The sequence below is a fragment of the Salinicoccus sp. RF5 genome (genome assembly GCF_020786625.1).
Classification (GTDB): Bacteria; Bacillota; Bacilli; order Staphylococcales; family Salinicoccaceae; genus Salinicoccus.
This window is the reverse complement of record NZ_JAJGRC010000002.1, coordinates 13,289-38,986: the sequence shown is the minus strand read 5'-3', so window position 1 is coordinate 38,986 and position 25,698 is coordinate 13,289. Positions and strand designations below refer to the sequence as shown.

At 51.0% G+C, this 25,698-nt stretch carries 25 protein-coding genes and 8 tRNA genes; 1 reads left to right on the top strand and 32 read right to left on the bottom strand.

Annotated elements, in window-relative coordinates; all coding sequences use genetic code 11:
- Positions 1–51: 51 nt before the first annotated feature.
- Positions 52–633 (bottom strand): pyridoxal 5'-phosphate synthase glutaminase subunit PdxT, encoded by a 582-nt coding sequence (pdxT, locus tag LLU09_RS07180; protein ID WP_031546016.1) that lies wholly within the window; start codon positions 631–633, stop codon positions 52–54.
- Positions 633–1,517 (bottom strand): pyridoxal 5'-phosphate synthase lyase subunit PdxS, encoded by an 885-nt coding sequence (pdxS, locus tag LLU09_RS07175; RefSeq protein WP_228311163.1) that lies wholly within the window; start codon positions 1,515–1,517, stop codon positions 633–635. The genes pdxT and pdxS overlap by 1 nt, the downstream gene beginning before the upstream one ends.
- A 103-nt stretch (positions 1,518–1,620) precedes the next feature.
- Here pdxS and pdxR point away from each other — a divergent pair, with 103 nt between their 5' ends.
- Positions 1,621–2,955, top strand: coding sequence for a MocR-like pyridoxine biosynthesis transcription factor PdxR (pdxR, locus tag LLU09_RS07170; RefSeq protein ID WP_228311162.1), 1,335 nt, complete (start codon positions 1,621–1,623; stop codon positions 2,953–2,955).
- A gap of 107 nt (positions 2,956–3,062) precedes the next feature.
- On the opposite strand, the gene LLU09_RS07165 is transcribed toward pdxR, so the two are convergent.
- The 30 genes from LLU09_RS07165 to purR all read right to left on the bottom strand — a co-directional run bounded on the left by LLU09_RS07165 (position 3,063) and on the right by purR (position 25,646).
- A tRNA-Ile gene (locus LLU09_RS07165) sits at positions 3,063–3,136 on the bottom strand.
- Between the two features lie 24 nt (positions 3,137–3,160).
- Positions 3,161–3,233, bottom strand: a tRNA-Ala gene (locus LLU09_RS07160).
- A 26-nt stretch (positions 3,234–3,259) separates the two neighbouring features.
- Positions 3,260–3,333: transfer RNA gene (locus LLU09_RS07155), tRNA-Pro, on the bottom strand.
- A gap of 12 nt (positions 3,334–3,345) precedes the next feature.
- Positions 3,346–3,419 (bottom strand) — tRNA-Arg (locus LLU09_RS07150).
- 42 nt (positions 3,420–3,461) lie between these two features.
- Positions 3,462–3,536, bottom strand: a tRNA-Gly gene (locus LLU09_RS07145).
- A gap of 26 nt (positions 3,537–3,562) precedes the next feature.
- A tRNA-Leu gene (locus tag LLU09_RS07140) sits at positions 3,563–3,646 on the bottom strand.
- A gap of 77 nt (positions 3,647–3,723) precedes the next feature.
- A tRNA-Thr gene (locus tag LLU09_RS07135) sits at positions 3,724–3,799 on the bottom strand.
- Between the two features lie 19 nt (positions 3,800–3,818).
- Positions 3,819–3,894, bottom strand: a tRNA-Val gene (locus tag LLU09_RS07130).
- Positions 3,895–4,027: 133 nt separating this feature from the next.
- Complete coding sequence (gene lysS, locus LLU09_RS07125) at positions 4,028–5,515, bottom strand: lysine--tRNA ligase (protein ID WP_228311161.1); 1,488 nt, start codon at positions 5,513–5,515, stop codon at positions 4,028–4,030.
- Positions 5,516–5,527: 12 nt separating this feature from the next.
- Positions 5,528–6,523, bottom strand: a complete 996-nt coding sequence (gene dusB, locus LLU09_RS07120) for a tRNA dihydrouridine synthase DusB (protein ID WP_228311160.1) — start codon at positions 6,521–6,523, stop codon at positions 5,528–5,530.
- Positions 6,516–6,992, bottom strand: a complete 477-nt coding sequence (gene folK, locus LLU09_RS07115) for a 2-amino-4-hydroxy-6-hydroxymethyldihydropteridine diphosphokinase (protein ID WP_228311159.1) — start codon at positions 6,990–6,992, stop codon at positions 6,516–6,518. The genes dusB and folK overlap by 8 nt, the downstream gene beginning before the upstream one ends.
- Positions 6,992–7,357 (bottom strand): dihydroneopterin aldolase, encoded by a 366-nt coding sequence (folB, locus tag LLU09_RS07110; protein ID WP_094906094.1) that lies wholly within the window; start codon positions 7,355–7,357, stop codon positions 6,992–6,994. The genes folK and folB overlap by 1 nt, the downstream gene beginning before the upstream one ends.
- On the bottom strand, positions 7,350–8,138 hold the full coding sequence (gene folP / locus LLU09_RS07105; RefSeq protein WP_228311158.1) for a dihydropteroate synthase: 789 nt from the start codon (positions 8,136–8,138) through the stop codon (positions 7,350–7,352). The genes folB and folP overlap by 8 nt, the downstream gene beginning before the upstream one ends.
- A gap of 124 nt (positions 8,139–8,262) precedes the next feature.
- A complete protein-coding gene (gene cysK / locus LLU09_RS07100; protein WP_228311157.1) occupies positions 8,263–9,192 on the bottom strand; it encodes a cysteine synthase A in 930 nt (309 codons plus the stop codon).
- A gap of 69 nt (positions 9,193–9,261) precedes the next feature.
- Positions 9,262–10,131 carry an Hsp33 family molecular chaperone HslO gene (gene hslO / locus LLU09_RS07095; protein ID WP_228311156.1) on the bottom strand — a complete coding sequence of 290 codons (870 nt, stop codon included), beginning with the start codon at positions 10,129–10,131 and terminating at the stop codon, positions 9,262–9,264.
- A gap of 50 nt (positions 10,132–10,181) precedes the next feature.
- Positions 10,182–12,296, bottom strand: a complete 2,115-nt coding sequence (gene ftsH / locus LLU09_RS07090) for an ATP-dependent zinc metalloprotease FtsH (protein ID WP_228311155.1) — start codon at positions 12,294–12,296, stop codon at positions 10,182–10,184.
- A gap of 74 nt (positions 12,297–12,370) precedes the next feature.
- Entirely contained in the window at positions 12,371–12,910 is a 540-nt protein-coding gene (gene hpt / locus LLU09_RS07085) for a hypoxanthine phosphoribosyltransferase (RefSeq protein ID WP_228311154.1), read from the bottom strand.
- A complete protein-coding gene (gene tilS / locus LLU09_RS07080; protein WP_228311153.1) occupies positions 12,900–14,141 on the bottom strand; it encodes a tRNA lysidine(34) synthetase TilS in 1,242 nt (413 codons plus the stop codon). The genes hpt and tilS overlap by 11 nt, the downstream gene beginning before the upstream one ends.
- Positions 14,142–14,198: 57 nt before the next feature.
- Positions 14,199–14,579: a S1 domain-containing RNA-binding protein gene (locus LLU09_RS07075; RefSeq protein ID WP_175287837.1), complete on the bottom strand. Its 381-nt coding sequence runs from the start codon at positions 14,577–14,579 to the stop codon at positions 14,199–14,201.
- A gap of 86 nt (positions 14,580–14,665) precedes the next feature.
- Positions 14,666–15,064, bottom strand: coding sequence for an FtsB family cell division protein (locus LLU09_RS07070; RefSeq protein WP_228311152.1), 399 nt, complete (start codon positions 15,062–15,064; stop codon positions 14,666–14,668).
- A 62-nt stretch (positions 15,065–15,126) separates the two neighbouring features.
- Positions 15,127–15,402 (bottom strand): RNA-binding S4 domain-containing protein, encoded by a 276-nt coding sequence (locus LLU09_RS07065; RefSeq protein WP_040106324.1) that lies wholly within the window; start codon positions 15,400–15,402, stop codon positions 15,127–15,129.
- A complete protein-coding gene (locus tag LLU09_RS07060; protein ID WP_228311151.1) occupies positions 15,392–16,570 on the bottom strand; it encodes a MazG nucleotide pyrophosphohydrolase domain-containing protein in 1,179 nt (392 codons plus the stop codon). Before LLU09_RS07060 ends, LLU09_RS07065 begins: the two co-directional genes overlap by 11 nt.
- A complete protein-coding gene (mfd, locus tag LLU09_RS07055) occupies positions 16,567–20,037 on the bottom strand; it encodes a transcription-repair coupling factor (protein WP_228311150.1) in 3,471 nt (1,156 codons plus the stop codon). Before mfd ends, LLU09_RS07060 begins: the two co-directional genes overlap by 4 nt.
- The gene (gene pth / locus LLU09_RS07050) at positions 20,030–20,602 is read right to left on the bottom strand and encodes an aminoacyl-tRNA hydrolase (protein WP_228311149.1); all 573 of its coding nucleotides are present in this window, start codon (positions 20,600–20,602) and stop codon (positions 20,030–20,032) included. The genes mfd and pth overlap by 8 nt, the downstream gene beginning before the upstream one ends.
- Positions 20,603–20,667: 65 nt before the next feature.
- Positions 20,668–21,327, bottom strand: coding sequence for a 50S ribosomal protein L25/general stress protein Ctc (locus tag LLU09_RS07045; protein WP_228311148.1), 660 nt, complete (start codon positions 21,325–21,327; stop codon positions 20,668–20,670).
- 115 nt (positions 21,328–21,442) lie between these two features.
- Positions 21,443–22,417: a ribose-phosphate diphosphokinase gene (locus LLU09_RS07040; protein ID WP_228311147.1), complete on the bottom strand. Its 975-nt coding sequence runs from the start codon at positions 22,415–22,417 to the stop codon at positions 21,443–21,445.
- 12 nt (positions 22,418–22,429) lie between these two features.
- Positions 22,430–23,791 carry a bifunctional UDP-N-acetylglucosamine diphosphorylase/glucosamine-1-phosphate N-acetyltransferase GlmU gene (gene glmU / locus LLU09_RS07035; RefSeq protein ID WP_228311146.1) on the bottom strand — a complete coding sequence of 454 codons (1,362 nt, stop codon included), beginning with the start codon at positions 23,789–23,791 and terminating at the stop codon, positions 22,430–22,432.
- A gap of 128 nt (positions 23,792–23,919) precedes the next feature.
- Positions 23,920–24,339 carry a septation regulator SpoVG gene (gene spoVG / locus LLU09_RS07030; protein ID WP_228311145.1) on the bottom strand — a complete coding sequence of 140 codons (420 nt, stop codon included), beginning with the start codon at positions 24,337–24,339 and terminating at the stop codon, positions 23,920–23,922.
- A gap of 61 nt (positions 24,340–24,400) precedes the next feature.
- Complete coding sequence (locus LLU09_RS07025) at positions 24,401–24,781, bottom strand: RidA family protein (RefSeq protein ID WP_228311144.1); 381 nt, start codon at positions 24,779–24,781, stop codon at positions 24,401–24,403.
- A 16-nt stretch (positions 24,782–24,797) separates the two neighbouring features.
- Positions 24,798–25,646: a pur operon repressor gene (gene purR, locus LLU09_RS07020; RefSeq protein ID WP_040106333.1), complete on the bottom strand. Its 849-nt coding sequence runs from the start codon at positions 25,644–25,646 to the stop codon at positions 24,798–24,800.
- Between the last annotated feature and the right edge of the window lie 52 nt (positions 25,647–25,698).

Sequence of the window (25,698 nt, the reverse complement as noted above, 5' to 3'; positions counted from 1 at the left end):
GCATCAATAGAAGCGAAAAAGGTGCAGATCAAATTGATCTGCACCTTAATTTTATGCCAATACTTCTTTTGCCATATTTTCCTGCACCATTTCGATGAAGTAGCGATGAAAGACGAGCGAATCCGTCAGTTCAGGGTGGAACGAGATGCCGAGATGGCGGTCGGAACGCACTGCGACGATCTTCTCCCCCACCTTTGACAGCACCTGTACCCCTTTGCCTGCAGCATCGATATGGGGCGCCCGGATGAAGACGGCAAGCGCCTTTTCCCCGATGCCTTCAATATCAAGTTCGGCCTCGAAGCTGTCCACCTGCCGGCCGAATGAATTGCGTTCGACGGTAATGTCGAGCTTGCCGAGATGTCCTTCATCCTGTCCGATGATCCTCTCAGCGAGCAGGATGACACCGGCACAGGTCCCGAACATCGGCAAGTCGCTTTCCCTCAATGCTTCTGTGAAGCCGTAGCGGTCCATCAGCCGCCGCATTGCAGTGGATTCACCGCCGGGAAGAATGAGGCCATCAATATCTGCCAGCTCATCCACACGCTTGATGGCGACCGCTTCCTGCCCACATGCCTCGACCATCCTCTTGTGTTCCCTTACAGCACCCTGCAGGGCAAGTATGCCGATCCTCATTACCAGCCGCGCTCCTGCATCCTGTCTTCAAGGGAAAGCTGATTGATGTCGAGGCCTTTCATTGCTGTACCAAGCTCCTTCGCAAGCTTGCCGATCAGTTCATAGTCCTGATAGTGCGTTGTCGCCTCCACAATCGCTTTGGCGAACTTCTCAGGGTTGTCGGACTTGAATACACCCGAGCCGACGAATACGCCATCTGCACCCAGTTCCATCATCAGTGCCGCATCCTGCGGTGTCGCCACGCCTCCGGCTGCAAAATTGACGACCGGTAGTTTGCCCAGTTCCTTTATCTCCTTCAGGATGTCATATGGTGCACCGTGGTTCTTCGCCTCGGTCATAAGCTCGTCATCGCTCATTACAGCGATCTGACGGACCTGCTGGTTGACCATGCGCATATGCCTCACCGCTTCCACGATGTTGCCTGTACCCGGCTCCCCTTTCGTTCTGAGCATGGCTGCACCTTCTCCGATACGCCTTGCCGCTTCACCGATGTTCCGGCAGCCGCAGACAAACGGTGCTGTGTAGTCATCCTTCTTCAGGTGGAACACTTCATCTGCCGGTGTCAGCACTTCGGATTCATCGATGTAGTCGACGCCCATTGCCTCCAGCACACGTGCTTCCGTGATATGGCCGATTCTGCATTTCGCCATGACCGGGATGGACACGGCATTCATCACTTCCTCGACGATCCTCGGGTCACACGCTCTTGCCACACCGCCGGCTGCACGGATATCGGATGGCACACGCTCCAGGGCCATGACTGCCACGGCACCTGCCGCCTCGGCCACCTTCGCCTGCTCCGCGTTGACGACGTCCATGATGACCCCGCCCTTCTGCATTTCCGCCATGCCTCTTTTGACTCTCTCAGTACCTGTCTGCTGCATCTATATCGACTCCTTCTATCTATTGATATTATATTAAAATAGTATAGAATTAAATCTGAACACTTAGAAGTGTCAGTTTGGAATAATTTTAGGGGGTCAGATTATGCTGATTAATCTGGACAGGCAGGCGGATACACCGCTTTTCGAACAATTATATGCGGCACTCAGGGAACAGATACTGAATGGTGAGCTTGCAAGCGACCAGAAGCTGCCGAGCAAAAGACAGCTGAAGACGGACCTTGCCATCAGCCAGACGACCATCGAACATGCCTATAACCTGCTGCTGGATGAAGACCTCATCTACAGCAGGGAGAAAAGCGGGTTCTATGTATCCGCCATCGAACAGCTCAATCAAGGCAAACCGGAGACCATCCCCAAAATCAGGCGCCCCGAAAGGAAGGAATATGCGCTGCCGCTCGGCACCATCGATACGACGCTCGTCCAGAGTGATGTGCTGAAGCAGATTGCCAGAGACGTCTATTCGGACCCCGAACTCCTGAATAAAGGGGACGACAGCGGAGAAACGGTACTGAAGGAACAGATCAGACACTATCTGAACATCAACCGGGGCGTCACATGCTCCACCGATCAGATATTCATCGGCCCGTCGACGGAATTCCTGCTTGAACAGGTGCTGTACCTGCTGAAGTATCCCAAGATGACGATTGAAGATCCCGGCTACCCGGTCATCCGTAAAGTGCTCGATCGGCTAGACAGCGGCATGGACACGGCCCGGGTGCTTGAAGACGGCATAGATGTCGATCAGGTGGCGGACCTCGCCCATCCGGTGGTCCACGTCACCCCCTCCCATCAGTTCCCGAGCGGAGCGGTCATGTCCCTCCAGAAGCGCATCCAGCTGCTGAACCATGTAAGCCGTAATGGCCACTATATCATCGAGGATGACTACGACAGCGAATTCAGATATACCGGGCGCCCCCTGCCCTCATTGCAGGGGCTCGACCAGAACGATTGCACCATCTATATGAGCACATTCTCAAAATCCCTCTATCCCTCTTTGCGGCTGTCCTGCATGGTGCTGCCCGCCTCACTTGCTGAACTTTATTACCAGAAGGCGCTCTCATGCAACGTACCCAGGCAGATGCAGCACATCGTCGCCCGTTTCATGGAACAGGGCTATCTGACCCGACACATCAACAGGATGCGCAAGGTCTACCGGAAGAAGATGGAGACCATCGTCGGGCGGATTGCAGCACATCACGCCGTCGAGATTCACGGGGAGCATACAGGCATGCACTTCATCATCAGGGTGCCTGGCATGAATCTTGAAGAAGCTGCCGCAAACCATGGACTCGTCCACGGCAGTGCCTACTCCTATGAGAAGAACCTTGAGGATACCGTCGTTGTGGGCATCGGGGAAAAGGAAACAGAGGAGATCATGGAAATTCTGGATCGTTTTCTTGAGGAGGTTGGTGTATGAGGATATGGGGCCGGTTTCCCGTCCCCCTCTGTTTTTCTAAGCATCAGGAAGGATGCGCCCATATCAACACAAAATAAAAAGACATGGATATTTCCATGTCTTTTGAGTGGGCCTAAGTGGACTCGAACCACCGACCTCACGCTTATCAGGCGTGCGCTCTAACCAGCTGAGCTATAGGCCCCTGTTATGTAATTGAAAATAAAAGTGGAGACTAGCGGGATCGAACCGCTGACCTCCTGCGTGCAAAGCAGGCGCTCTCCCAGCTGAGCTAAGCCCCCATCATGTAAATATATATTATTAAGAGTCGGGAAGACAGGATTCGAACCTGCGACCCCTTGGTCCCAAACCAAGTGCTCTACCAAGCTGAGCTACTTCCCGTAAGTTATTGAGCGCGCCCGAGAGGAGTCGAACCCCTAACCTCTTGATCCGTAGTCAAACGCTCTATCCAATTGAGCTACGGGCGCATGAAACAAAAAAATAAAACGGCATGACCGCTTAAAAAATAATGGAGCGGAAGACGGGATTCGAACCCGCGACCCCCACCTTGGCAAGGTGGTGTTCTACCACTGAACTACTTCCGCTTGATAATATGAAATTGAATATATGATGCGGGTGAAGGGACTCGAACCCCCACGCCGTTAAAGGCACTAGATCCTGATTCTAGCGCGTCTGCCAATTCCGCCACACCCGCATATATGATACAGAGGAAGATATCCCCGTTTGATTTCCGTCATCCGTCAAATGGAGTATGACTTGTTGCAAATCAGATGGTGCCGGCCAGAGGAATCGAACCCCCAACCTACTGATTACAAGTCAGTTGCTCTGCCAATTGAGCTAGACCGGCTGAATCATTAAGTTTTAAATGGTGGAGAATGACGGGTTCGAACCGCCGACCCTCTGCTTGTAAGGCAGATGCTCTCCCAGCTGAGCTAATTCTCCTGAAAGATGTGTTGCTCAATCACGACTGTTTCATAATATCCTATATCAGCCGTCCGCGTCAACACATTTAATCATTTTATTAGGGAAATAATACACCCAAATGAAATTTTGGGCGTATTATTATATACTTACACTATTTTTGTCTCATATAAGGGAACAGCAGCACGTCGCGGATGGAAGCTGAATCGGTCAGCAGCATCACGAGGCGGTCGATGCCGATGCCGAGTCCGCCGGTCGGCGGCATACCGTATTCAAGCGACTCGAGGAAGTCCTCATCCATTTCATGTGCTTCATCGTTGCCCGCTTCCTTTTCGGCAACCTGTGATTCAAATCGCTGTCTCTGGTCGACCGGATCATTGAGCTCCGTAAATGCATTCGCGTGCTCCCGGCCGACGATGAACAGTTCAAAACGGTCCGTGAAACGGGGATCATCCGGATTCTGCTTCGCTAGTGGTGAGATCTCGATTGGGTGGCCGTACACGAATGTCGGCTGAACAAGCGTCTCTTCAACTTTCTGTTCGAAGAATTCATTCAGGATATGACCATACTTCATCGTATCCTGCACCTCGATGCCGTGCTCCTTCGCCAGCTGATGCGCCTCTTCATCGGATTTCACTTCGTAGAAGTCCACACCCGTCTGCTCCTTGATGGCATCCACGATGTGCACGCGTTTCCACCTTGGTGTCAGATCGATCTGCTCCCCACCATATTCGACGACCGTCGTTCCGTTGACATGCTCGGCAATATGGGCGATCATCTCTTCCGTCAGATCCATGATGTCATGGAAATCTGCATACGCCTCATATAATTCTATCATCGTGAATTCAGGGTTATGGCGGGTGGATACCCCCTCGTTCCTGAACACGCGGCCGATTTCATAAACCTTTTCAAGGCCGCCGACGATGAGGCGCTTCAGATGCAGTTCAATCGCAATACGCATGAAGAGTTCCATATCGAGCGCATTATGGTGCGTGACGAATGGGCGTGCCTGTGCACCGCCTGCGATGGTATGCATCATCGGCGTCTCCACTTCCAGGAATCCACGCTGGTTCAGGTAGTTTCGCATTTCCTGAATGATCCTGCTGCGCTTGATGAATGTATCCTTGGAGTCTTCACTCGTAATCAGGTCAAGATAGCGTTTGCGGTAGCGCTCCTCTACGTCCTTCAGGCCATGGTATTTGTCCGGCAGCGGGCGCAATGCTTTCGTCAGCAGAGTGAATTCCTGCGCCTTGACCGAAAGTTCTCCGGTGTTGGTCTTGAACATGACACCTTTGACTCCGACGATATCTCCGAGGTCTGCCTGCTTCCAGATTTCAAATGCCGCTTCACCCACCTGATCCTTACGCACGTAGATCTGGATCTGCCCTTTGATGTCCTGGATATGGGCAAAACCGGCTTTACCCTTGCCACGCTTCGTCATCAGACGGCCTGCAATGACAGTCCCGGATTCTTCTTCCTTCTCTGCAAGTCCTTCCTTGGAAAACGCATCCCACTCCTCTTTAAGTACATCCGTGTAGGCTGTGCGTTCGAACTTTTCACCGAAAGGATCGATGCCAAGATCGATGAGCTGCTGCATTTTCTCTCTTCTGACGGTTATCTGATCATTTATTTCTTCACTCACTGATTTTCTCTCCTATACTATCATTTCATTTTGTTGTTCCATTTGTTCCTCAACGAATTTGTCTATTGCAGAGACAACAGCCTCTCTTGTTTCCGCTTGGTTGATTGCCCTGCGTACATTGCCGTTGCCCTTTATATTTTTCAGGTACCATGAAGCATGCTTACGCATCTCCATGACAGCGACCTTTTCACCCTTAAGGGTGATCAGGCGGTCCATATGGAGTTTGAGCACTTCCATCTTCTCTTCAAGCCCAGGCTCCCCGATCAGTTCGCCTGTTTCAAGGTAGTGCACCGTCCTATAGATCATCCACGGATTGCCGAGCGCTTCCCTTCCGATCATCACCGCATCTACACCGGTCTCATCCAGCATCTTCTGGGCGCGTTCCGGGGATGTGACGTCGCCATTGCCGATGACCGGAATGCTGACGGCCTCCTTGACCTGACGGATGATGTCCCAATCCGCTTCACCTTCATACATCTGCTCACGTGTGCGGCCATGCATGCTGATGGCGGCGGCCCCGGCCTTCTCCGCCATTTTAGCATTCTCCACTGCATATATATGATCGCTGTCCCAACCGATGCGCATCTTCACCGTCACGGGCTTTGATACATTCTCGACGACTGCACTGACCATATCGTAGATCTTATCCGGATCGAGCAGCCAACGGGCGCCGGCTTCACATCGGATGATCTTGGAGACCGGACATCCCATGTTGATGTCTATGATATCAGCTGTCGTATTCTGATCCACATATTTGGCCGCTTCCACAAGCGTATCCTTTTCCCCGCCGGATATCTGAAGCGACATCGGCCGTTCATTCTCATCTATATAAAGCATCTTCATCGTCTTTTCATTGCCGAACAGGAGTGCCTTGTCGCTGATCATCTCGGCACAGACGAGCCCTGCACCAAATTCCTTGACCGTCAATCTGAACGCAGCGTTGCACACGCCTGCCATCGGGGCAAGTACCACCCTGTTGGCCATCTCCACATCGCCGATCCTAAACATTCGTCTCACCCGCTTCAAGTGCTCTCCTCATTGCTTCTATCGTCCGTCCCGTTCCCGGGTGGACCACGTCACCGGCGATTTCCGACAGGGGCTCAAGGACGAAACTGCGCTTATGCATTTCCGCATGTGGAATATTCAATTCATCCAATGAAAGTTCCAGATCCTCATAAAGCAGTATATCGATATCGATTGTCCGCGGTCCCCAGACTTCCTTCCGGACACGGCCCAGATCGTGCTCGATCGACAGGACGACTTCCAACAGATCCAAAGGGGATATACGTGTTTCTATCATCAGGCACATGTTCATGAAGTTCGGCTGGTCTGTCTTTCCATAGGGTTCTGTTTCAAGGATGGAGGAACGTTTGACAACTTCTATCGCTTCATGGTCATCAAGTCTTTGGATGGCGGATTCCAGGTTGTCCCTTCGATCCCCCATATTGCTTCCAAGTCCCAAATATACAACCGCCATTAATCTTCCCGCTTTCTATTCAAAGTAATGCTGACGTTATCATAATTTCCCTCTATCGGAGGGTTCACTTTAGTGATGGTCACTTCTGTCCCTACTATTTTATCATATTGGTCAAATAGTGCTTTCGACACTTTTTCGGCAAGATGTTCTATCAGGTTTACAGGTTCCCCCTTGATGATCTCCTCAATCATCTGGTAGGCCTCCCCGTAGTGGACGGTCCCGTTCAGGTCGTCTGTTGTGGAAGCAGGGGTGAGGTCCAGATGCATCACGACATCCGTAATGAAGAACTGTCCAAGTGTGCGTTCAGCATCGAATACCCCATGGTATGCATATGTCTTTATGCCATTGATTCTGATGTTATCCATCCATATCCTCCTTGAGCTTCATATAGGCATCTGCAAGTTTCCTGTTCAGGGCCACATTGTGCACGCGCACCGCCCTGACACCCTTATCGATGCCGTATATCGTCGTTGCAGCAGTGGCTTCATCCCGTTCGGATGCCTGGGTGTCCTCACCGGCGAGCTCCCTGATCATACGCTTCCGGCTTGTCGCAAGAAGGATGGGGTAGCCTGTCGCCACAAGTTCTTCCAGGCGGCGCATCACGGTGAGTTCCTCACTGCGTGTTTTGACGAATCCGATGCCCGGATCGAGCCAGATCTTATCTTCCTTCACACCGTGCGCTTTTGCCAGGGCCGCGGAGGCCAGCAGCTCTTCGATCATGTCTTCGACGACATCACTGTAGCTGGCGTGGGTGTTATTGTGCATCAGGAAGATCGGCACTTCATATTCGCTGGCGACATCGAGGATCGTTTCATCATACGTGCCCCGCCACTGGTCATTGATCATCGTAGCACCCGCTTCGAGTGCCGCCCGGGCCACATCCCCGCGGAAGGTATCGATGGCTATATCCACACCGATATCCCTGATCGCTTCGATGACGGGAACGATCCGTCGAATCTCCTCTTCGGCACTGATTTCCTCATGCCCCGGCCGCGTGGAATATCCACCGACATCAATGATGTCTGCACCTTCCCCGACCATCTCCCGTGCCCGCTCGACAGCATCATCCACAGCCTGATATTTGCCGCCGTCGCTGAATGAATCCGGAGTGACATTCAGGATTCCCATTATCTGCAGTCGTTTCATACTATCATCCTCTATTCCACAATAATAGACATATTATAACATGTATAAGTGATGAAATATAATGGCTTCCAGGTAAAATAAAATACCATACCCCAAAGGGATATGGTATTCAAGATGACTGGCATCAGCCTTCGAAATTGAACAGCGGTGTTGAGAGGTACCTCTCACCGTTGGATGGCAATACTGTAATGACGCTCTTTCCTTTGCCAAGCTTCTTGGCGACTTCAATACTTGCCAGCACTGCCGCACCGGAGGAGATGCCACCAAGTATGCCTTCTTTGGCCGCGAGTTCACGCGCCCATTCCATCGCTTCATCGTTGCCGATCTGAATGACTTCATCGTAGATTTCAGTATCCAGCGTCTTCGGCACAAAGCCGGCGCCCAGTCCCTGCAACTTGTGCGGACCAGGTTCGCCCCCGCTCAGTACTGGGGAGTCCTTCGGTTCCACAGCATAGATGGCAAGCTCGGGATACGCCTCTTTCAATACTTTGCCGGCACCTGAAATCGTGCCGCCTGTACCGATGCCTGAAACGAATCCGGCAACATCGAGGCCTTCCGTCTGCTCGACCAATTCGCGGCCTGTCGTACGCTCGTGGATTTCAGGGTTCGCCATGTTCTCGAACTGCTGCGGCATGAAGTAGCCATGCTTTTCAACAAGTTCGCCAGCCTTCTTGATTGCGCCCTTCATGCCTTCAGCACCAGGGGTAAGGATGAGTTCTGCGCCATATGCCTTGAGCAGGTTCCGGCGCTCCTTGCTCATCGTGTCCGGCATGACAAGGATGGTCTTGTATCCCTTGCTTGCTGCCACCATCGCCAGACCGATGCCGGTATTCCCGCTTGTCGGTTCGATGATCGTCGTCCCTTCGGTCAATACGCCTTCTTCTTCAGCGCGTTCGATCATGGAAAGGGCGATGCGGTCCTTGACTGAGCTTCCAGGGTTCATGAATTCCAGCTTCACGTAGATGTCGGCCATGCTGTCGTCTGTCAGGTTGTTAAGCTTCACAAGTGGCGTGTTGCCGATGACTTCTGTAATGCTATTATAAAGTTTACTCATAACAATCTCCCTTTTATCCCTACTTAGTAACTATGGATAACATACCATTTTTGGCTTCCCAAATCAATTTTAATGCGTAATGAGCTCCTGCAGTTCTTCCTTTTCAATCCACACCTTATTCCGGCAGAAGTGGCAGTCCGCTTCAGCACCGCCATCTTCCTTGATCATGGCGACGATTTCGGATGGATCGAGGGAAGCGATCGCATTGATGAACCGCTCCTTCGAACAGCTGCACTCGAATTCCACCGGCATTTCATCCAGCTCTCTCCAATTCTCTTCTCCGATTGCCTCATCAATGATTTCTTGAGGCGACAGCCCATGGTCGATCAGTTTGGACACAGGCGTCATTTCCTTTGCCCGCTCATCAAGGAAGGTCATCGTCTCATCACTTGCCCCGGGCATCACCTGGATGATGAATCCGCCGGCAGATTTGATTGTGTTGTCGGGATTGACGAGCACCCCGAGCGCCACAATGGATGGCACCTGTTCACTTGCATAGAAGTAGTAGGAGAAGTCCTCTCCGATTTCACCGGAGACGATTTCCGTGGAGCCTGTAAAATGCTCTTTCAATCCTATATCCTTGGCAACATTGACGAATCCATCGGTTCCTACCGCACGGCGTACATCGAGTTTCCCGGCATTATTGAGGGGGAAATGCACCTGCGGATTTCCAAGGTAGCCGCGGACTTTGCCTTTCGCATTGCTGTCGACGACGATTGCGCCGATTGGTCCGCCGCCCTGGACGGTCACCGTCACCTTCTCCTCATTCTTGAGCATGGCGCCCATCATGAGTCCTGCAGTCATCGTACGGCCGAGTGCAGCTGCTGCAGTCGGATAGGCACCATGTCTTTCCACTGCTTCATTTACTGTGTCTGTAGTATCTACAGAGAAAATACGAATTTCATCATTCATTCCAATCCCTCTAATCAGGTGGTCCATTGGAATTCCTCCTTATAAATCACCAAAAGTCGCCCGGAGGCGACTTGGCATTAGTTTCTTCTGTTATCTTCTTCCCACCGCTGTTCCTTCTGTCTCTGCCTGTCTGCAAAAGGATTTTCCTCAGTGTTGCGTTCCTGTGGGGATTCCCTCTGTTCAATCGGCTGCTCTCTGCGTTGTTCGTCGTAGCGGGAAGTTTCTTCCTCTTCAACCGCATCACGTGATTCCGCTTCGTCTGCACGGTCGCTCAGACCTTCTTTGACATCTTCATAGGATGGTCCGATCTTGTCATCTTCTGCATGGCTGTCGTCGTAGTTGCGTTCCGGCAATTTGCCATGGTAGAAGAGGCCTTCGATCTGTTCACGATCCAATGTTTCTTCAACAAGCAGTGTTTCCGCGATGAGGGTGAGCTGTTCCTGGTGTTCCGTCAATATCTCGCGGCAGCGTTCATACTGCGTTTTGATGATGTGCTGCATCTCCTGGTCTATCTCGTAGGCGATCCGGTCGGAGTAGTTTGCATCCGACTGCATATCCTTGCCGAGGAAGACCTGGCCGTTGGACTCACCGAATTGGAGCGGTCCAAGTTTGTCACTCATGCCGTATTCAGTCACCATGCTGCGTGCAATGCCTGTAGACCTCTGGAAGTCGTTATGGGCACCAGTGGATACTTCACCGAAGTTGATCTCTTCGGAGACACGGCCCCCGAGTAATCCGACAATCTTGTCTTCGAGCTCAGGTTTCGTCATGAAGTAGCGGTCTTCCTTCGGAAGCATCACTGCGTAGCCGCCTGCCTGTCCACGAGGGACGATCGTGACCTTGTGGACCATATCAGCATCATCAAGCACCATGCCGATGACCGTATGGCCGGCTTCGTGGAATGCGACGATATTGCGTTCCTTCTCGGATATGACACGGCTCTTCTTGGCCGGTCCGGCGATGACCCTGTCTGTCGCTTCATCAACGTCACGCATATCGATCTTGGTTTTATTCTGCCTTGCAGCAACGAGTGCCGCTTCATTCAGCAGGTTCTCAAGGTCGGCCCCTGAGAAACCTGGCGTTCTTGCAGCGAGGGCTGCAAGATCCACCGTATCATCAAACGGCTTGCCTTTGGCATGTACTTTAAGTACCGCCTCACGGCCTTTGACATCCGGACGGCCAACAGGAATCTGCCTGTCGAAACGGCCTGGACGGAGCAATGCCGGGTCAAGGATATCAGGTCTGTTCGTCGCTGCGATCATGATGATGCCTTCGTTCTCACCGAAGCCATCCATCTCAACAAGCAGCTGGTTCAATGTCTGTTCACGTTCGTCGTGACCACCGCCGACGCCTGCACCACGTTGGCGTCCCACTGCATCGATCTCATCGATGAAGATGATGCATGGCGCGTTCTTCTTGGCATTCTCGAACAGGTCACGCACACGGGATGCACCGACACCGACGAACATTTCGACGAAGTCGGAACCACTGATGGAGAAGAAAGGTACGCCCGCTTCTCCGGCCACGGCTTTTGCGATCAGTGTCTTACCTGTACCCGGCGGGCCGACGAGCAGCACGCCTTTCGGGATCTTCGCCCCGATGCGGTCGAAACGGCGTGGATCTTTCAGGAAGTCCACCACTTCGATGAGTTCCTGCTTTTCTTCATCCGCGCCCGCTACATCTTCAAAGCGGACCTTTTTCTTGCTCTGATCATAGAGTTTCGCCTTGCTCTTGCCGAAGTTCATTACGCGGCCGCCACCGCCACCGCCGCCCTGTGCCTGGCTCATCAGGAACAGGAAGAGGAAGAGGATGAGTAGCAGCGGAATGAACGTAAACAGCATGCTTGTCCAAGGACTCTGCTCTTCAGCAGGTTCGATTGTGAAGTTCAGGTCATCCTGGGCTCTTGCTGTTTCAAGAATCTGATCCAGGTCCTGAGTGCTGTTATATGGAATCACAGAGGTGAAGGATTCCTGCTCATTCTGGCCGGATAGACGGCCTTCAATGAGATATACGTTCTGCTCTGGCTGAATTGTGAGTTCTTCTATATTACCGGCATCCAGTTCTTCAAGGAATTCCCCGTATTGGAGTTCCTCCTCAAGTGCTGAATCGCCATTGAAACTTTGAAATATACCAAACATTATTACTGATAGTATCAATATCAGCACTATGTTACGGCCTACATTCTTAGGCATCCGTAAACCTCCATTTCTAGTACGACTAAAAGAAATAATACCATGTTTTCACACTATTATTCCACTGTTTTGACTTACTGGTAGAGCTCCGGTTTCAATAATCCGATATATGGCAGGTTCCTGTATTTTTCATCAAAATCCAGACCATAACCGACGACGAATCCATCAGGTATTTCCGTTCCTACGTATTTTACATCAACTTCAAGCTTCCTGTTGATCGGCTTGTCCAGCAGTGTCACTATCTCCAATGATGCTGCATTCCTGTATTCGATCAGGTCCATGATGGAATTCAGTGTCGTGCCTGTTTCTATGATATCCTCGACCACGATGACATGGCGCCCGTCGACAGAAGTGGACAGGTCCTTGAGGATTTTGACCTCACCGGAGGATTTCGTCCCCACATAGCTTGAAACATCCATGAAATCTATTTCCAGATGCGTATCTATGTACTTGATCAGATCTCCCATGAACATGATGGATCCCTTGAGCAGACCGACCAGTATCGGCGTCTTGCCTTCGTAGTCTTCAGTAATCCGCCTGCCGAGCCTTTCTGCTATGTTTTGAATTTCCTCTTCAGATAGTACAACTTCGCTTATATCATTTCTAAGGCTCATCCGTAAACTCCTTTTCAATAAGTAATCGACTGTTCATTTCCTTGCTACCCATTATATTATAAATTTCACCCAGTGCAATGATTTGGCGGTCCGAATCCAGGATGACCGGCATTTTTTCCCGCTCATCCTTCGGCACTTTTCCATCTATGAAAATACGCGAAAGCTTTTTTGTGCCGAGGCCGGGTATCTGCATGCGGTCCCCCGACTCCTTCGTCCGCACCATGAGTGGATATTGATGCGGCTCGAGCCTCGAGGTGATCCTGTACCCATTGAAGACATGGCTACCATCGCCTTCGATCATCAGCATGCTTTCATTTTCACCCTCACCCTGTCTTCTGGTGATATGATCATATGAGATGACAATGCTCATCTCTCCGGCTTCAAAGGAGGCATTTGCGGTATCCGATGCGATGACCGACATGATCTCTTCGAGGTACCGGCGCCTCGGCTCCACACCTTCCGCCTTCAGCCAGGCCTGCATGATATAGAGTCTGATGATGTGCTTCTGCGCGTTGAAGTCATCCCGCGGGAGAGTCTTCCCCCGACCTTCCAGAAACGCCTCTGCTTCCGCCTGAAGAATATCATCGATCTCCGCCATATCATCACGCAGACGGATCAGGTGGGCTTCCTGCAGATTGGCGCTTTCTTTGATCGGCTTCATGAGTCGATGACGGATGTAGTTCCTCGTGTAATCGGTCCGGCTGTTCGTTTCATCTTCGAAATGGACGACGCCATGCCTCTGTGCATATGCTTCAATTTCCTCACGGGATACGCTGATCAGCGGACGCACAATCCTGTATCCTTTCCTGCACCGTTCAGCAGGAATCCCCATCGCTCCAGGCAGATGACGGCCGGAAAGCAGGGAGTGGAGGATCGTTTCATACTGGTCATCCAGATGATGGGCGGTGATCAGCACATCAGCGCCGTGCCTTCTCATCATCACATCGAAAAAATGGTAGCGGGCTTGCCTCGCACGCTCCTGGCTGAATGCATCAGGTGGTATGCTCAAAGTCTCAACCTCGCATAAGTGACCAGCCTGCTGCGCCATCTTTTCTATATATGCCGCTTCTTCAACTGAAGCAGCCCGCTGTCCATGATTCACGTGGAGGAGGATCAGCCGTCCCGGTGCATGTGTTGTGCTGAGCAGATGATACAGCACCATGGAATCGACCCCGCCTGATATGGCAAGGGCGACCGTTTCATGCTCCCCCCATGGTCGGAAGAGTTCCATACTCTCACCCTTCTCAAAATAAAATAAGACGATTACTGGAATCGTCTCTATATCTATTTATTTTTTGCCTCTTCCACCGCGGCGTGATTCGGTTTGTCTTTTGATGGTAGACATGCGGTCTTCGCTGTCCTTAAGGAAGCTTGAAAGTTTCTTCTCAAAGTCTTCCGGAGACGGATCCTTGCGTGGTTTCGGCTTAGGTTTTGGTTCTTTCGCTTTTTTGATGGACAGACTGATCTTGCCATCATCACCAACGGATAGGACCTTCACTTCAACTTCTTCGCCTACACTAAGGTGCTCATTGATATCCTCTACATACTGATCTGCAACCTCACTGATGTGAACGAGCCCTGTCTTGCCGCCCGGCAATTGGACAAATGCCCCGAAATTCTTTATACCCGTGACTTTCCCTTTTACTTTACTGCCCACTTCAACTGACATGTTAATATATTATCCTCCCAATTATCATTTAATCTTCTTCTATCATATCACTAAAAAGAAAAATAATCATTACATTATTGTAATGACTATTTCCCGTTTTCATCTTTTTCTGCTTTCTCTTCAGGCGTCTCCAGATCGGAGAGGTTGAAGACAATCTCCCCTTCTTCCGACAGGAAGAATTCACTGCGCGCTATACGTGTAATATAATCCTCATCATTCAATTGCCTGATCTGCTGTTCCAGGTCCTCCGCTTCATTTTTACGTTCGTCGAGCACGACCTGTGCCTGGACCAGTTCTTCATGGATCAGCTGGTTCTGGTTCTTCTGATTAAAGGCTACGAGGAGCAGGATCCCCGCCGCCACCAGCAGTATGCTGCCGAACAGCAGGGTACGCCTTTTTGCTACACGATTTTCGTCCTGTTTCGTTTTCTGTTCATTTTCACGTTTTCTAGTGTAATTATTGATGATCTTAACAACTTTGCTCACGGCAACACACCCTCAATTTGTCCGTTGTCTATCTTTAAAATACACTATAAACATGCTGTTTACTAGAGAAAACTGGAATCCTTCTCAATTTTCTGTTCTTTTATGATCCTGTACATCCGGTCGGCGTCTTCCTTCTTCGCATGCGCTTCGAGCTGCACCACTTCGAGTGTGACGATCTTCCTGCCGAATTCTATCTCGACGATGTCCCCGACAGAGAGGTCCGTGCCTGCCTTTGCCGCCCTGTCATTGACTTTAACCCGGCCTTCATCGCTGATTTCCTTGGCAAGTGTACGCCTTTTGATCACTCTCGACACTTTCAGGAATTTATCAAGTCTCATCCCTATCCCTTCTTTCTTTTATAATATCTTCCAGTGGACGCTCATGATGGATCGTCTCCTTCATCCATTCCAGGACGATTTCACCATACGCTTTCTCGTATTTCACCTTTTCCTTCTTGCCTTCTTTTGCCTTCGCCTCGGACCACACACGGCTCAGGTCATCAAGTGATTCCACCGATGCTTCTCCGAACACGTGCGGATGGCGCCTGACGACTTTGGCATTCAGGCTGTCCAGCACATCATAGAAGTCGAAATAGCCGTTCTTCTTGCCGATGGCGCTGTGGAGGGCGACCTGCAGAAGTATATCGCCAAGTTCTTCAACGATCCCCTCATCGTCCTGCCGTTCGATCGCTTCTATCACCTCATACGCCTCCTCGATCAGATGGCGCTCAATCGATTCATGTGTCTGGACCTTATCCCACGGACACCCCTCTTCACTCACAAGTGTATCAAATATTTCCGTCATATGATGAATGTCGCGCTGTGCCATGCTGCTGTCCTCGACACGGGGGATGTAGAGGCAGAGCAGATTGCTCTGTATGTCCAAATGGTCGATTTCATGAAGCGCCATGCTGTAGACCTGTTCCCCTGCACTGCCCGCAGCCTCCACAATCTTCGCTTCGGTCTCTGCCGGGTAATAGTCCAGAAGGGATATCTTCGCCTCCCCGAGGCTGTACTGGTCATAGACTTGTGTAACGAGCGTGTGCTTACGGTAATCCAGTTCACCTGGCTTGAAGCTCGTCCCGTCAAGCACCTGGAACCCTTCATTCACGGGGATCCTGAGGGTGGTGATGACCGGGTCCAGGAAGCTCTGGCCGCCGGATATTGCCAGCACCACTTCCCCCTGCCTCTCCCGTTCGATCAGAAGTTCCGTCGTCGTTTCATAGAAGAGCGGATGGCCCGGCACAGCGTAGAGCACGTCCCCCTGCTCCGCTTCTTCCATAAGTGCCGATACTATGGCTTCATAGGTCTCCTCAAACGTTTGATGCTGCTCATAGAGATGGTCGTAATCCACGAGGTCCACTCCACCGGCGGCCAAGGCCTGGACTGCCGGATGATCCTTCGTCCGCAGATGTATGCGTCCGGCACTTTCCAGTCGGCGCCAGATGCCGAGGGGCATCTGGTCAAAATCCGAACTTCCAAGGCCGATTATTTCAATACGTTTCATACTGCTTCCTCCATTCTGCTGTCCTGCACTGCCTTCAATATTTCTACAAGCTGGGAAACATCCCTGCTTCGAATCGTGATGCGCATCTCACCATCCTGCACGGATATGTTCATGATGCGCCCAAATTCCTGCGTATCCATAAACAGTTTCTCTCCATCAATCTGGCTGGTCGCCTGCTTTGAGACATGCAGATAGAAATTGCGCTTATCCTCTTTGACATGATAGATGCCGAACATCAATGCATATACCTTGATCCGCACGAGCTGCAGAAGACGTTCCACTTCCACAGGATAGTCGCCGAACCGGTCCAGCAGCTCATCTTCAATGTCCCTTATGACTTCTATGGACTCGGCTTTCCTCAATCTTTTATAGAGATCGATCTTGGATTGTTCATGCGAAATATAGGTAGCCGGGATATAGGCATCCAGTGTCACATCAATCGGTATATTCACCGGCTCCGGTTCAGGTGCCTCACCCTGCTTCTCCTTGACCGCCGTCTCCAGCATCTCGGAATAGAGTTCATAGCCCACCGAATCGATGAATCCGGATTGGTGCTTGCCGAGCAGGTTGCCGGCACCACGGATATTCAGGTCCCGCATCGCGATTTTGAAGCCGCTGCCGAGTTCCGTATATTCTTTGATCGCTTCAAGCCTTTTCTCAGCCACTTCAGTCAGCACCTTGTCCGGCTGATGGAAGAGGTAGGCATAGCTGATGCGGTTGCTCCGTCCCACACGGCCGCGCAGCTGATAGAGCTGGCTCAGGCCGAAGCGGTCGGCATCCTCGATGATCAGGGTGTTCGCATTCGGGACATCGACACCCGTTTCGATGATTGTTGTTGTGACGAGGACATCGTATTCGCCGTTGACGAACGCCATCATCGTCTCCTCCACTTCCTTCTCATTCATCTTGGCATGCATGACGCCCACTTCCGCATCAGGCACCATCGCTTCGACATGTGCCTTTTTCTGATAGATCGTGTCCACACGGTTATGCAGATAGAATACCTGACCGTCACGTGCGAGCTCCCGTTCGATCGCTTCGCGCACGAAATCGGCCTGGTATTCGAGCACATATGTCTGGACCGGGAAACGGTTTTCAGGTGGCGTCTCGATGACGGAGAGGTCCCTTACACCAGAGAGGCTCATGTGCAGCGTTCTTGGGATTGGGGTTGCAGTCAGCGTCAGTACATCCACATTGGTCCTGAGCTGTTTGATCTTCTCCTTATGGCGGACACCGAAGCGCTGCTCCTCATCGACGATGAGCAGGCCAAGATCCTTGAATTCGACATCCTTCCCAAGGATCTTGTGTGTCCCCACTACGATATCGACGGTCCCCTTCTTAAGGCCTTCCTTCGTCTTCTTCAGCTGACCTGAAGTCCGGAAGCGGCTCATCATATCCACGTTAATTGGGAAATCTTCTATCCGCTCAATCATATTTTCGTAGTGCTGGGCTGCAAGAATTGTGGTCGGCACAAGGAAAGCCACCTGTTTGCCATCCTGCACCGCCTTGAAGGCTGCACGTATCGCGACTTCCGTCTTGCCATAACCTACATCCCCACAAAGCAGACGGTCCATCGGCCGCAAGGATTCCATATCCTTTTTGATTTCATTGATGGAGGCTGCCTGGTCGGGCGTCGGTTCATAGGGGAACCGTTCTTCGAAGGAAGACTGCATATCCGTATCATCCGAAAATGAAAATCCTTCGGCCTGGCTTCTTTCCTGATACAGCTTGATCAGCTCTTCGGCAATTTCATTTACATTTGCCTCAACCTTCGCCTTCGTCTTCTTCCATTCCGTACCGCCGAGCTTATGCATCTTCGGCTGACCGTCATCACTCGCAATGTATTTCTGCACGAGGTCCATCTGATCGACCGGGATATAGAGCTGATCGGTCCCCTTGTATTGGAGCTTCATATAATCGTTGTGGATGCCGCCTACCTCAAGCGTCTCGATTCCGAGGTAGCGTCCCACCCCGTGGTGGACATGCACCACATAGTCACCGACATTCAGTTCCTGATATGACTTGATCTTTTCGGCGTTGGAAATCTTCTTTGCACGCTTCTTCTTGCGGGCTGTCTTGTTGTACAGCTCCTTCGAACCGAGTACAGCCACTTGCATGAATGGCAGTATGAAACCTTTCGATAACGTTCCCTGGGTCAGGACGATGCCCGAATCAACTGGAATCTCTTCGATGTAGCTCGGTATCTTCAAGTCTTCCAGCAACTGGCGCGTCTTGTCGATTTCATCCTCGTCACGGAGGACGATATTGATCATGTAGCCATCATTCAGCATCCTGTTGAGGTTTGAGGCGAGTATATCGTACTGTCCGTAATAGATTTCAGTTGGACGCACAGAAATCTTGACGATATGCCCCATTTCGACAGGCATGCTTTTGGTGAAGAGGGTGAAGTAGGTGCTGCCTGGGAGGGAGAGCAGACGTTCATACTGGCCTTCCAGGAAGTTCCCTCCCCCCTTGAACATGCGTCCCGCCTCCACCATCGACTCATAGTAGCTGCTGACCGAGTTGAACTCCGACTCATAGGCCGCCGCCATGTTCTTCACTTCATCGATGATGACCCGATGGTCATCACTGATATAGTCGAGTATGGAGATGTCACGGTCTGTAAGCAGCCGGCTGTAGTGGACGAGATGATTGAAGGTCTGGTCCGGATGCGTAACCGTATCATAGTATTCATCCAGTGTTTCCTTGCCTGTCTGATCGAGCTTTTCGCGCGTCTCCTGATAGAGCGTCTCTATCTTCTCAAGCAGCTGCGTGCGTTCATCACGTTCAATGATATATTCCGCATACGGCTCCATCGTGATGGAGCTGATGTTTTCGATTGAACGCTGTGTTTCCGCATCGATGGACCTGAGTGAATCGACCTCATCATCAAACAGTTCAAGCCGGACGAGCTGTTCCGGCATGTATATGTCGATGATGTCCCCGCGTACTGCAAATTCACCAAAATGGACAGCCTGGTTCATCCTTCTGTAGCCGAGGCTCACCAGATCCTCGATGAACTGGTCATAATCGAGTATGCTGCCCACCTCAATCGTCCTTTCATAGCTGAGCAGCTTCTCTTTCGGCATCACCGGCTTGAGCAGTGCGTGCACAGGTACGACAAATAGCCCTGGCTCCTTGTGGGCCAGAGCAAACAGGCTGCTCATCCGCGATTTCATGAATTCGGGGCTCTGCTTGGCATGATTTTCTATCATGATGTCGCCGACCGGGAAGGTATGGACATTATCCATCATATCCATCAATGGATTCGCCAACTTCTCCATCTGATGGTTATTCTGGACGAAGAGGACCACCGGCCGGTCTTCAGCCTGGACCAATTCGTACAGCAAGGCAGGCTTGAAGTCGTCGTTGATGCCTGTCACCATCATATTCAATCCATCCTTGTGTCCGGCGACCTCAAGGAAGCGTTCATCGTTCTGGATCCTCTGGGATACTTTGTCATTCATCTACATCACCATTATATTCCGTCATCACTTCTTCGAACGGCTCAGTTAAAAATGCAGCCGATGCTTCGGAGGTACGTGTGACAACCTTTTCTATCAGGGGCTGTTCACTTTTTGGGAACCTGGCAAGCACATAGTCGGGAATCGAGGCGCCGGGTGCCGGGCGGTCGATGCCTATCCTGATACGCTTATACTTTTCGGTCCCCAGATGCTGATTGAGTGATTTGATGCCATTGTGTCCGCCACCGCTGCCTTTCTTTCTGAGACGCAGCCTGCCGACAGGCAGGTCAAGATCATCATACAGCACCAGGATATCCTCCACTGCCACCTTGTAATAATCAAGCAGTGGACGTACACCTTCACCACTCAGGTTCATGAATGTCTGGGGTTTGACGAGCATCACCTTCTCACCCTTATGATAGCCGACACCGATGAGGCACTTGAATTTCTTGTTCGCCATTTCGATGCCGAGCATATCAGCCATATGGTCCACAGCCATGAAGCCGATATTATGCCTCGTATTATCATACTTCTTCCCTGGATTTCCAAGTCCAATCACGCATTTCATTTCCATCACCTCATACAACGTTAAAAAAGGCGATGGGAAGTCCACCGCCGTAATCAAACATGATATTACTCTTCGTCTTTATTCTCTTCCTCGGAAGATTCTTCAGCATCTTCTGCTGCTTCTTCGGATCCTTCGCCTTCAACCTCTTCGCCTTCTTCGTCTTCTTCAGGCTCTTCCTGCTGAGGTGGAACGACTGTAATGACCGCTTCGTCATCTTCGTTCTCGATTGTGAAGTTGCCTTTTGAGCGAAGATCGGAAACGTAGAGTGTATCTCCAATTTCCATGTCTTCCACATTGACTTCGAGGGATTCAGGGATGTTATCCGGTGTCGCTGTAACGGAAACTTCGAAGATCGGGTGCTCGAGCACGCCGCCTTCTTTGACGCCTGCAGCCTCTCCAACGACCTCAATCGCTACATCCACTGTAACTTCAGACTTCATGTTGATTGCTACGAAGTCGATGTGTGTGATCTGGTTCTTGATGGAGTCGAACTGGTATTCAGTCACCATCACCTTAACCGGTTTGCCGTTGACATCGAGGTCGATGACACCGTTACGTCCGACTTCGCGGATCACTTTGATGAACTCATTCTCATCTACGGCTACAGGAGTGTTCTCCACCTGATAACCGTATAGGATTGCAGGGATCTTCCCTGTCGCGCGCAGTTCAGTTACTTCTGAACGTTTTGCCTTGCCTTCTCTATTCGTTGTGGCCAAATTTGCCATGGTATATTTCCACCTTTCATTTACAGACAGTTTTCAATACGTCTTTTAACACATAGCCATGCATAATAATAGCATATTACCCAGGCTTTTGTAAAAAAAACATATTATTTTTACATTAATTATCAAAGAGGATGCTTACGGACTCTTCCTCATAGACGCGGACGATTGCCTGGGCCATCAGTTCACCGACGGAAAGTTCGGTGATCTTCTCACTTTTCTTATCCTCAGGCAGCTGTATGGAGTTCGTGACGACCAGCTCCTTGATGACCGATTCTTCAATCCTGGAAATCGCCGGACCTGACAGTACAGGGTGTGTACAGCATGCATAGACTTCCTTGGCGCCTTTATCCATCAGGGCCTGGGCGGCAAGCTTCATTGTACCGCCGGTATCGATGATGTCATCGATGATGATTGCAGTACGCCCTTCGATTTCTCCGACGATGTTCATGACCTCTGCCACATTCGGCTTCGGACGCCTTTTATCGATGATTGCGATCGGCGTCTTCAGACGGTCCGCCATCTTGCGTGCACGGGTCACCCCGCCATGGTCTGGAGAGACGACGACGACTTCGTCGAAATCGAGATCCTTGTTCTCCATGAAGTAGTCACTCAGGATCGGCACACCCATGAGGTGGTCGATCGGGATGTCGAAGAAGCCCTGGAGCTGCGGTGCGTGGAGGTCCAGGGAGATGACACGGTCGGCCCCTGCAGTCTCGATCAGGTTGGCGACGAGCTTTGCAGTGATCGGTTCACGGGAACGGCTCTTCCTGTCCTGGCGTGCATACCCGTAGTAGGGCATTACAATGTTGATTGTTGCTGCAGAAGCCCGTTTCAGCGCATCGATCATGATGAGCAGTTCCATCAGGTGTTCGTTGACAGGCTGGCTTGTGGATTGGACGACAAACACATCACACCCACGAACGCTTTCTTCTATATTGATCTGGACCTCTTCGTCGGAAAAGCGGTTGACCTGGCATTTACCCAGGGGAATTCCGATATGGTCTGCGATTTCTTGTGCAAGCGGTTCATTCGCCTTCAGGGAAAAGAGACGTAGGTTTGAGTTCTTGTACTGATTGCTAGAAGCTAACATGTTCATCCTCCATTAATTATCTTTTTTATAGTATCCATCTTTTGTCGTCTGCCTGTTTCTAGCAATGGCAAGGCTGTCTTCAGGCACCTGATCCGTAATTGTGGATCCGGCAGCTATGAAGGAGCGGTCGCCGATGCTGACCGGGGCAACAAGGTTTGAATTGCACCCGATGAACGCATCCTGACCAATCTCCGTCCTGTACTTGTTCTTGCCATCATAGTTCACGGTGATCGTGCCGCAGCCGATATTGGCACGTGCACCGATGGAGGCGTCTCCGATGTAGCTCAGATGCGATACTTTGGAGCCGTTCTCAAGCTGGGATTTCTTCACTTCGACGAAGTTGCCGATCTTCACTTCCTCTCCAAGTTCAGACTGTGGCCTCAGCTGGGCGAATGGCCCGACCTTCGTTCCTCTTCCGACCCTCGATTCAGTCACGACTGACTGTCTGATCTCCACTTCGTCCTCGATGATCGAATCCTTGATTTCGGAACCGGAGGAAATTAAAGCATCCTTTCCGATCTTCGTGCTGCCACGGATGATGGCTCCTGGATGGATGACGGTATCTGCGCCTATTTCAACTTCTGCATCGATATACGTCGCCTCAGGGTGAATCAGCGTTACACCGTTCTGCATATGTAGCGTATTGATCCGTTTTCTGAGGATGGCTTCTGCATTCGCGAGAGCGACTTTGTCATTGATGCCGAGCGTCTCTTCAAAATCAGGCGTCACATAAGCTTCTATACGCGCGCCCCTGTCACGCATGATGGAGATGACGTCGGGAAGGTAGTATTCATTCTGGGCGTTGTCATTGTCCACTTTATCAAGCGCTTCGAACAGCATGCGGTTGTCGAAGATGAAAGTCCCGGAGCTCACTTCCTTTATCTCCCGTTCAGCATCCGCTGCATCCTTCTCTTCCACAATGCGCTTGACGGAGCCATTTTCCTTCCTGATGATCCGCCCGTAGCCGAATGGTGTCTGGGTACGGGAAGACAGGATGGTTGCCTTGGATCCGGTCTTGAGGTGATAGTCCATGAATGCCTGCATGGTCGTCTCGCTTATCAGCGGTGTGTCGCCGCACACGACCATAGTGTGGCCATCCTCATGCTGGAGCTCTTCCCTCCACTGGCGCACCGCATGGGCAGTGCCGAGCTGTTCCTCCTGGATCGTCTTATGGATCTGCTCCCCAAGGTAGTTGCTCACTGTCTCGGACCCATGCCCGAGGACAGCATAGATTTCTGAAATGCCCGCTTGCCTTAAATTGCCAATGACATGCTGAATCATCGGTGTGCCGCATACTTCATGCAGAACCTTGTACTTTTCGGAACGCATCCGTGTGCCTTTTCCAGCCGCCAAGATAATTGCTCTCGTTTGCATAGTGTCCCTCCATTTTATAACTATCCTAATTATATTTTAGTGGAGAACGAGTTTCAAGGTATAAGAGAATATAATCACATACCTGTTCCCATAAAAAACCCGCAAAGCATACGCTTCACGGGTGAGTGCTACTTGTCATCTCCGATTTCAAGGTCGCCCTGCTTCGGTGCGTCCCTGTGATGCTCTTCGTCTTGTGCCGCAGCATCCTGCGATGGATCTTCAATCGTCCCTGCCGTCTCGGGTGCATCATCCGGAGATGTCTGCTGCTCTTCCGGCTCCTGAGGTTCAGGATCCTCCGTTTCGTCATAGACCCGCATGACCTCTTCCTGCACATGCTGGCGCATGTCGGAATGGATCGGGTGGGCGATATCACGGAATTCCCCGTCGGGCGTCCGCTTGCTTGGCATGGCGACGAATAGTCCGTTATTACCTTCAATGACCCGGAGGTCATGGATTACGAATGCATCTTCAAAAGTAATGGATACGAGCGCTTTCATTCTGGTGTCTTGGTTGTTAACTTTTCGCAGTCTTACATCTGTTATCTTCATCGTTTGTTCCCCCAATAATAATTATTGTTGGATCGAATGTGTACTGCTTGAGCCACCCAGATTATTCGTTCGCTTCAGATGCAATGACCTCTATCTCTACTTTCACATCTTTGGGCAAACGACTGACCTCTACACATGATCTTGCTGGTAGTTTACCCGTAAAGTAGCTGCCATAAACTTCATTGATGAGGGGGAAGTCGTTCATGTCGCTGATGAAAATCATCGTCTTGACCACGTCGTCATACCCAAGGCCTGCCGCCTCAAGCACATGTCCGACATTCGTCATCACCTGCTTCGTCTGTTCCTGGACATCCTGTGAAACAATCTCACCTTCAAGGTTCAGTGGGATCTGACCTGAAGAATAGAACATCTGTCCGACTTTCATGCCATGACTGTATGGGCCGAGTGCTTCTGGTGCTTTTGATGAATTGATGGGTTGCATTATAAAACTCCTTTGACTATGGATTGGTCTTTCCGTTTCTTTCTTCAATATACTCCAAACAGTTGCCTTCTTCTACCAGGAAGGACTGGTTGAACTCATCGATTTCCGATACCTTAAGCAGCGAAGTATAGTCGGTGAAGCGCCTGTTCTCCACCTGTTTCGCTTCTACAAGCACACTCACGCCGACCACTTCTGCAGAGAATTCCTCCATCAGATTGATGACCCCGGTGATCGAGCCGCCTGCACGGAGGAAATCATCCACCACCAGCACTTTGGAACCTTCCTTCAATGTCCGCTTCGAAAGGACCATCGTTTCTATCTTACGCGTGGATCCTGATACATAGTTGACGGAAACCGTGGACCCTTCCGTCACCTTATTGTCCTTCCTGATGACTGCCACAGGCACATTCAATTTTCTGGCAACCGCATTCGCGAGTGATATCCCCTTTGTTGCCACCGTCACGACGGCATCAATCGTCTCATCACCATACATTGTTGCAATCAGCTCACCGATGTCGCTCATCAGATGAGGGTTGCCCATGATGTCGGACATGTACAGATATCCCCCCGGGAGCAGCCGGTCCTTCATTTTCAACACTTCCATGAAACGGCTGACGACTTCCCGGGCACGGTCATCACTGATCCTGGGCTGGAATGTCACACCGCCGCCTGCACCAGCCGTCGTCTGCACTGTGCCGATCCCTTCATTTTCAAAGACATCTTTAAGGATTCTGATATCCTCGCTGATGGAAGATTTCGCCTGTGTGAACTTATCGACGAAATAAGTGAGCGGAATCAGCTGGTTCGGGTGCGTGGTGAGGTGCTGAGTCATGAAGACTAGACGTTCACTACGTTTAAATTTCATAAGATAACTCCTAATACCGTATTTAATATAGTGATATTACCATAAAAGTTCG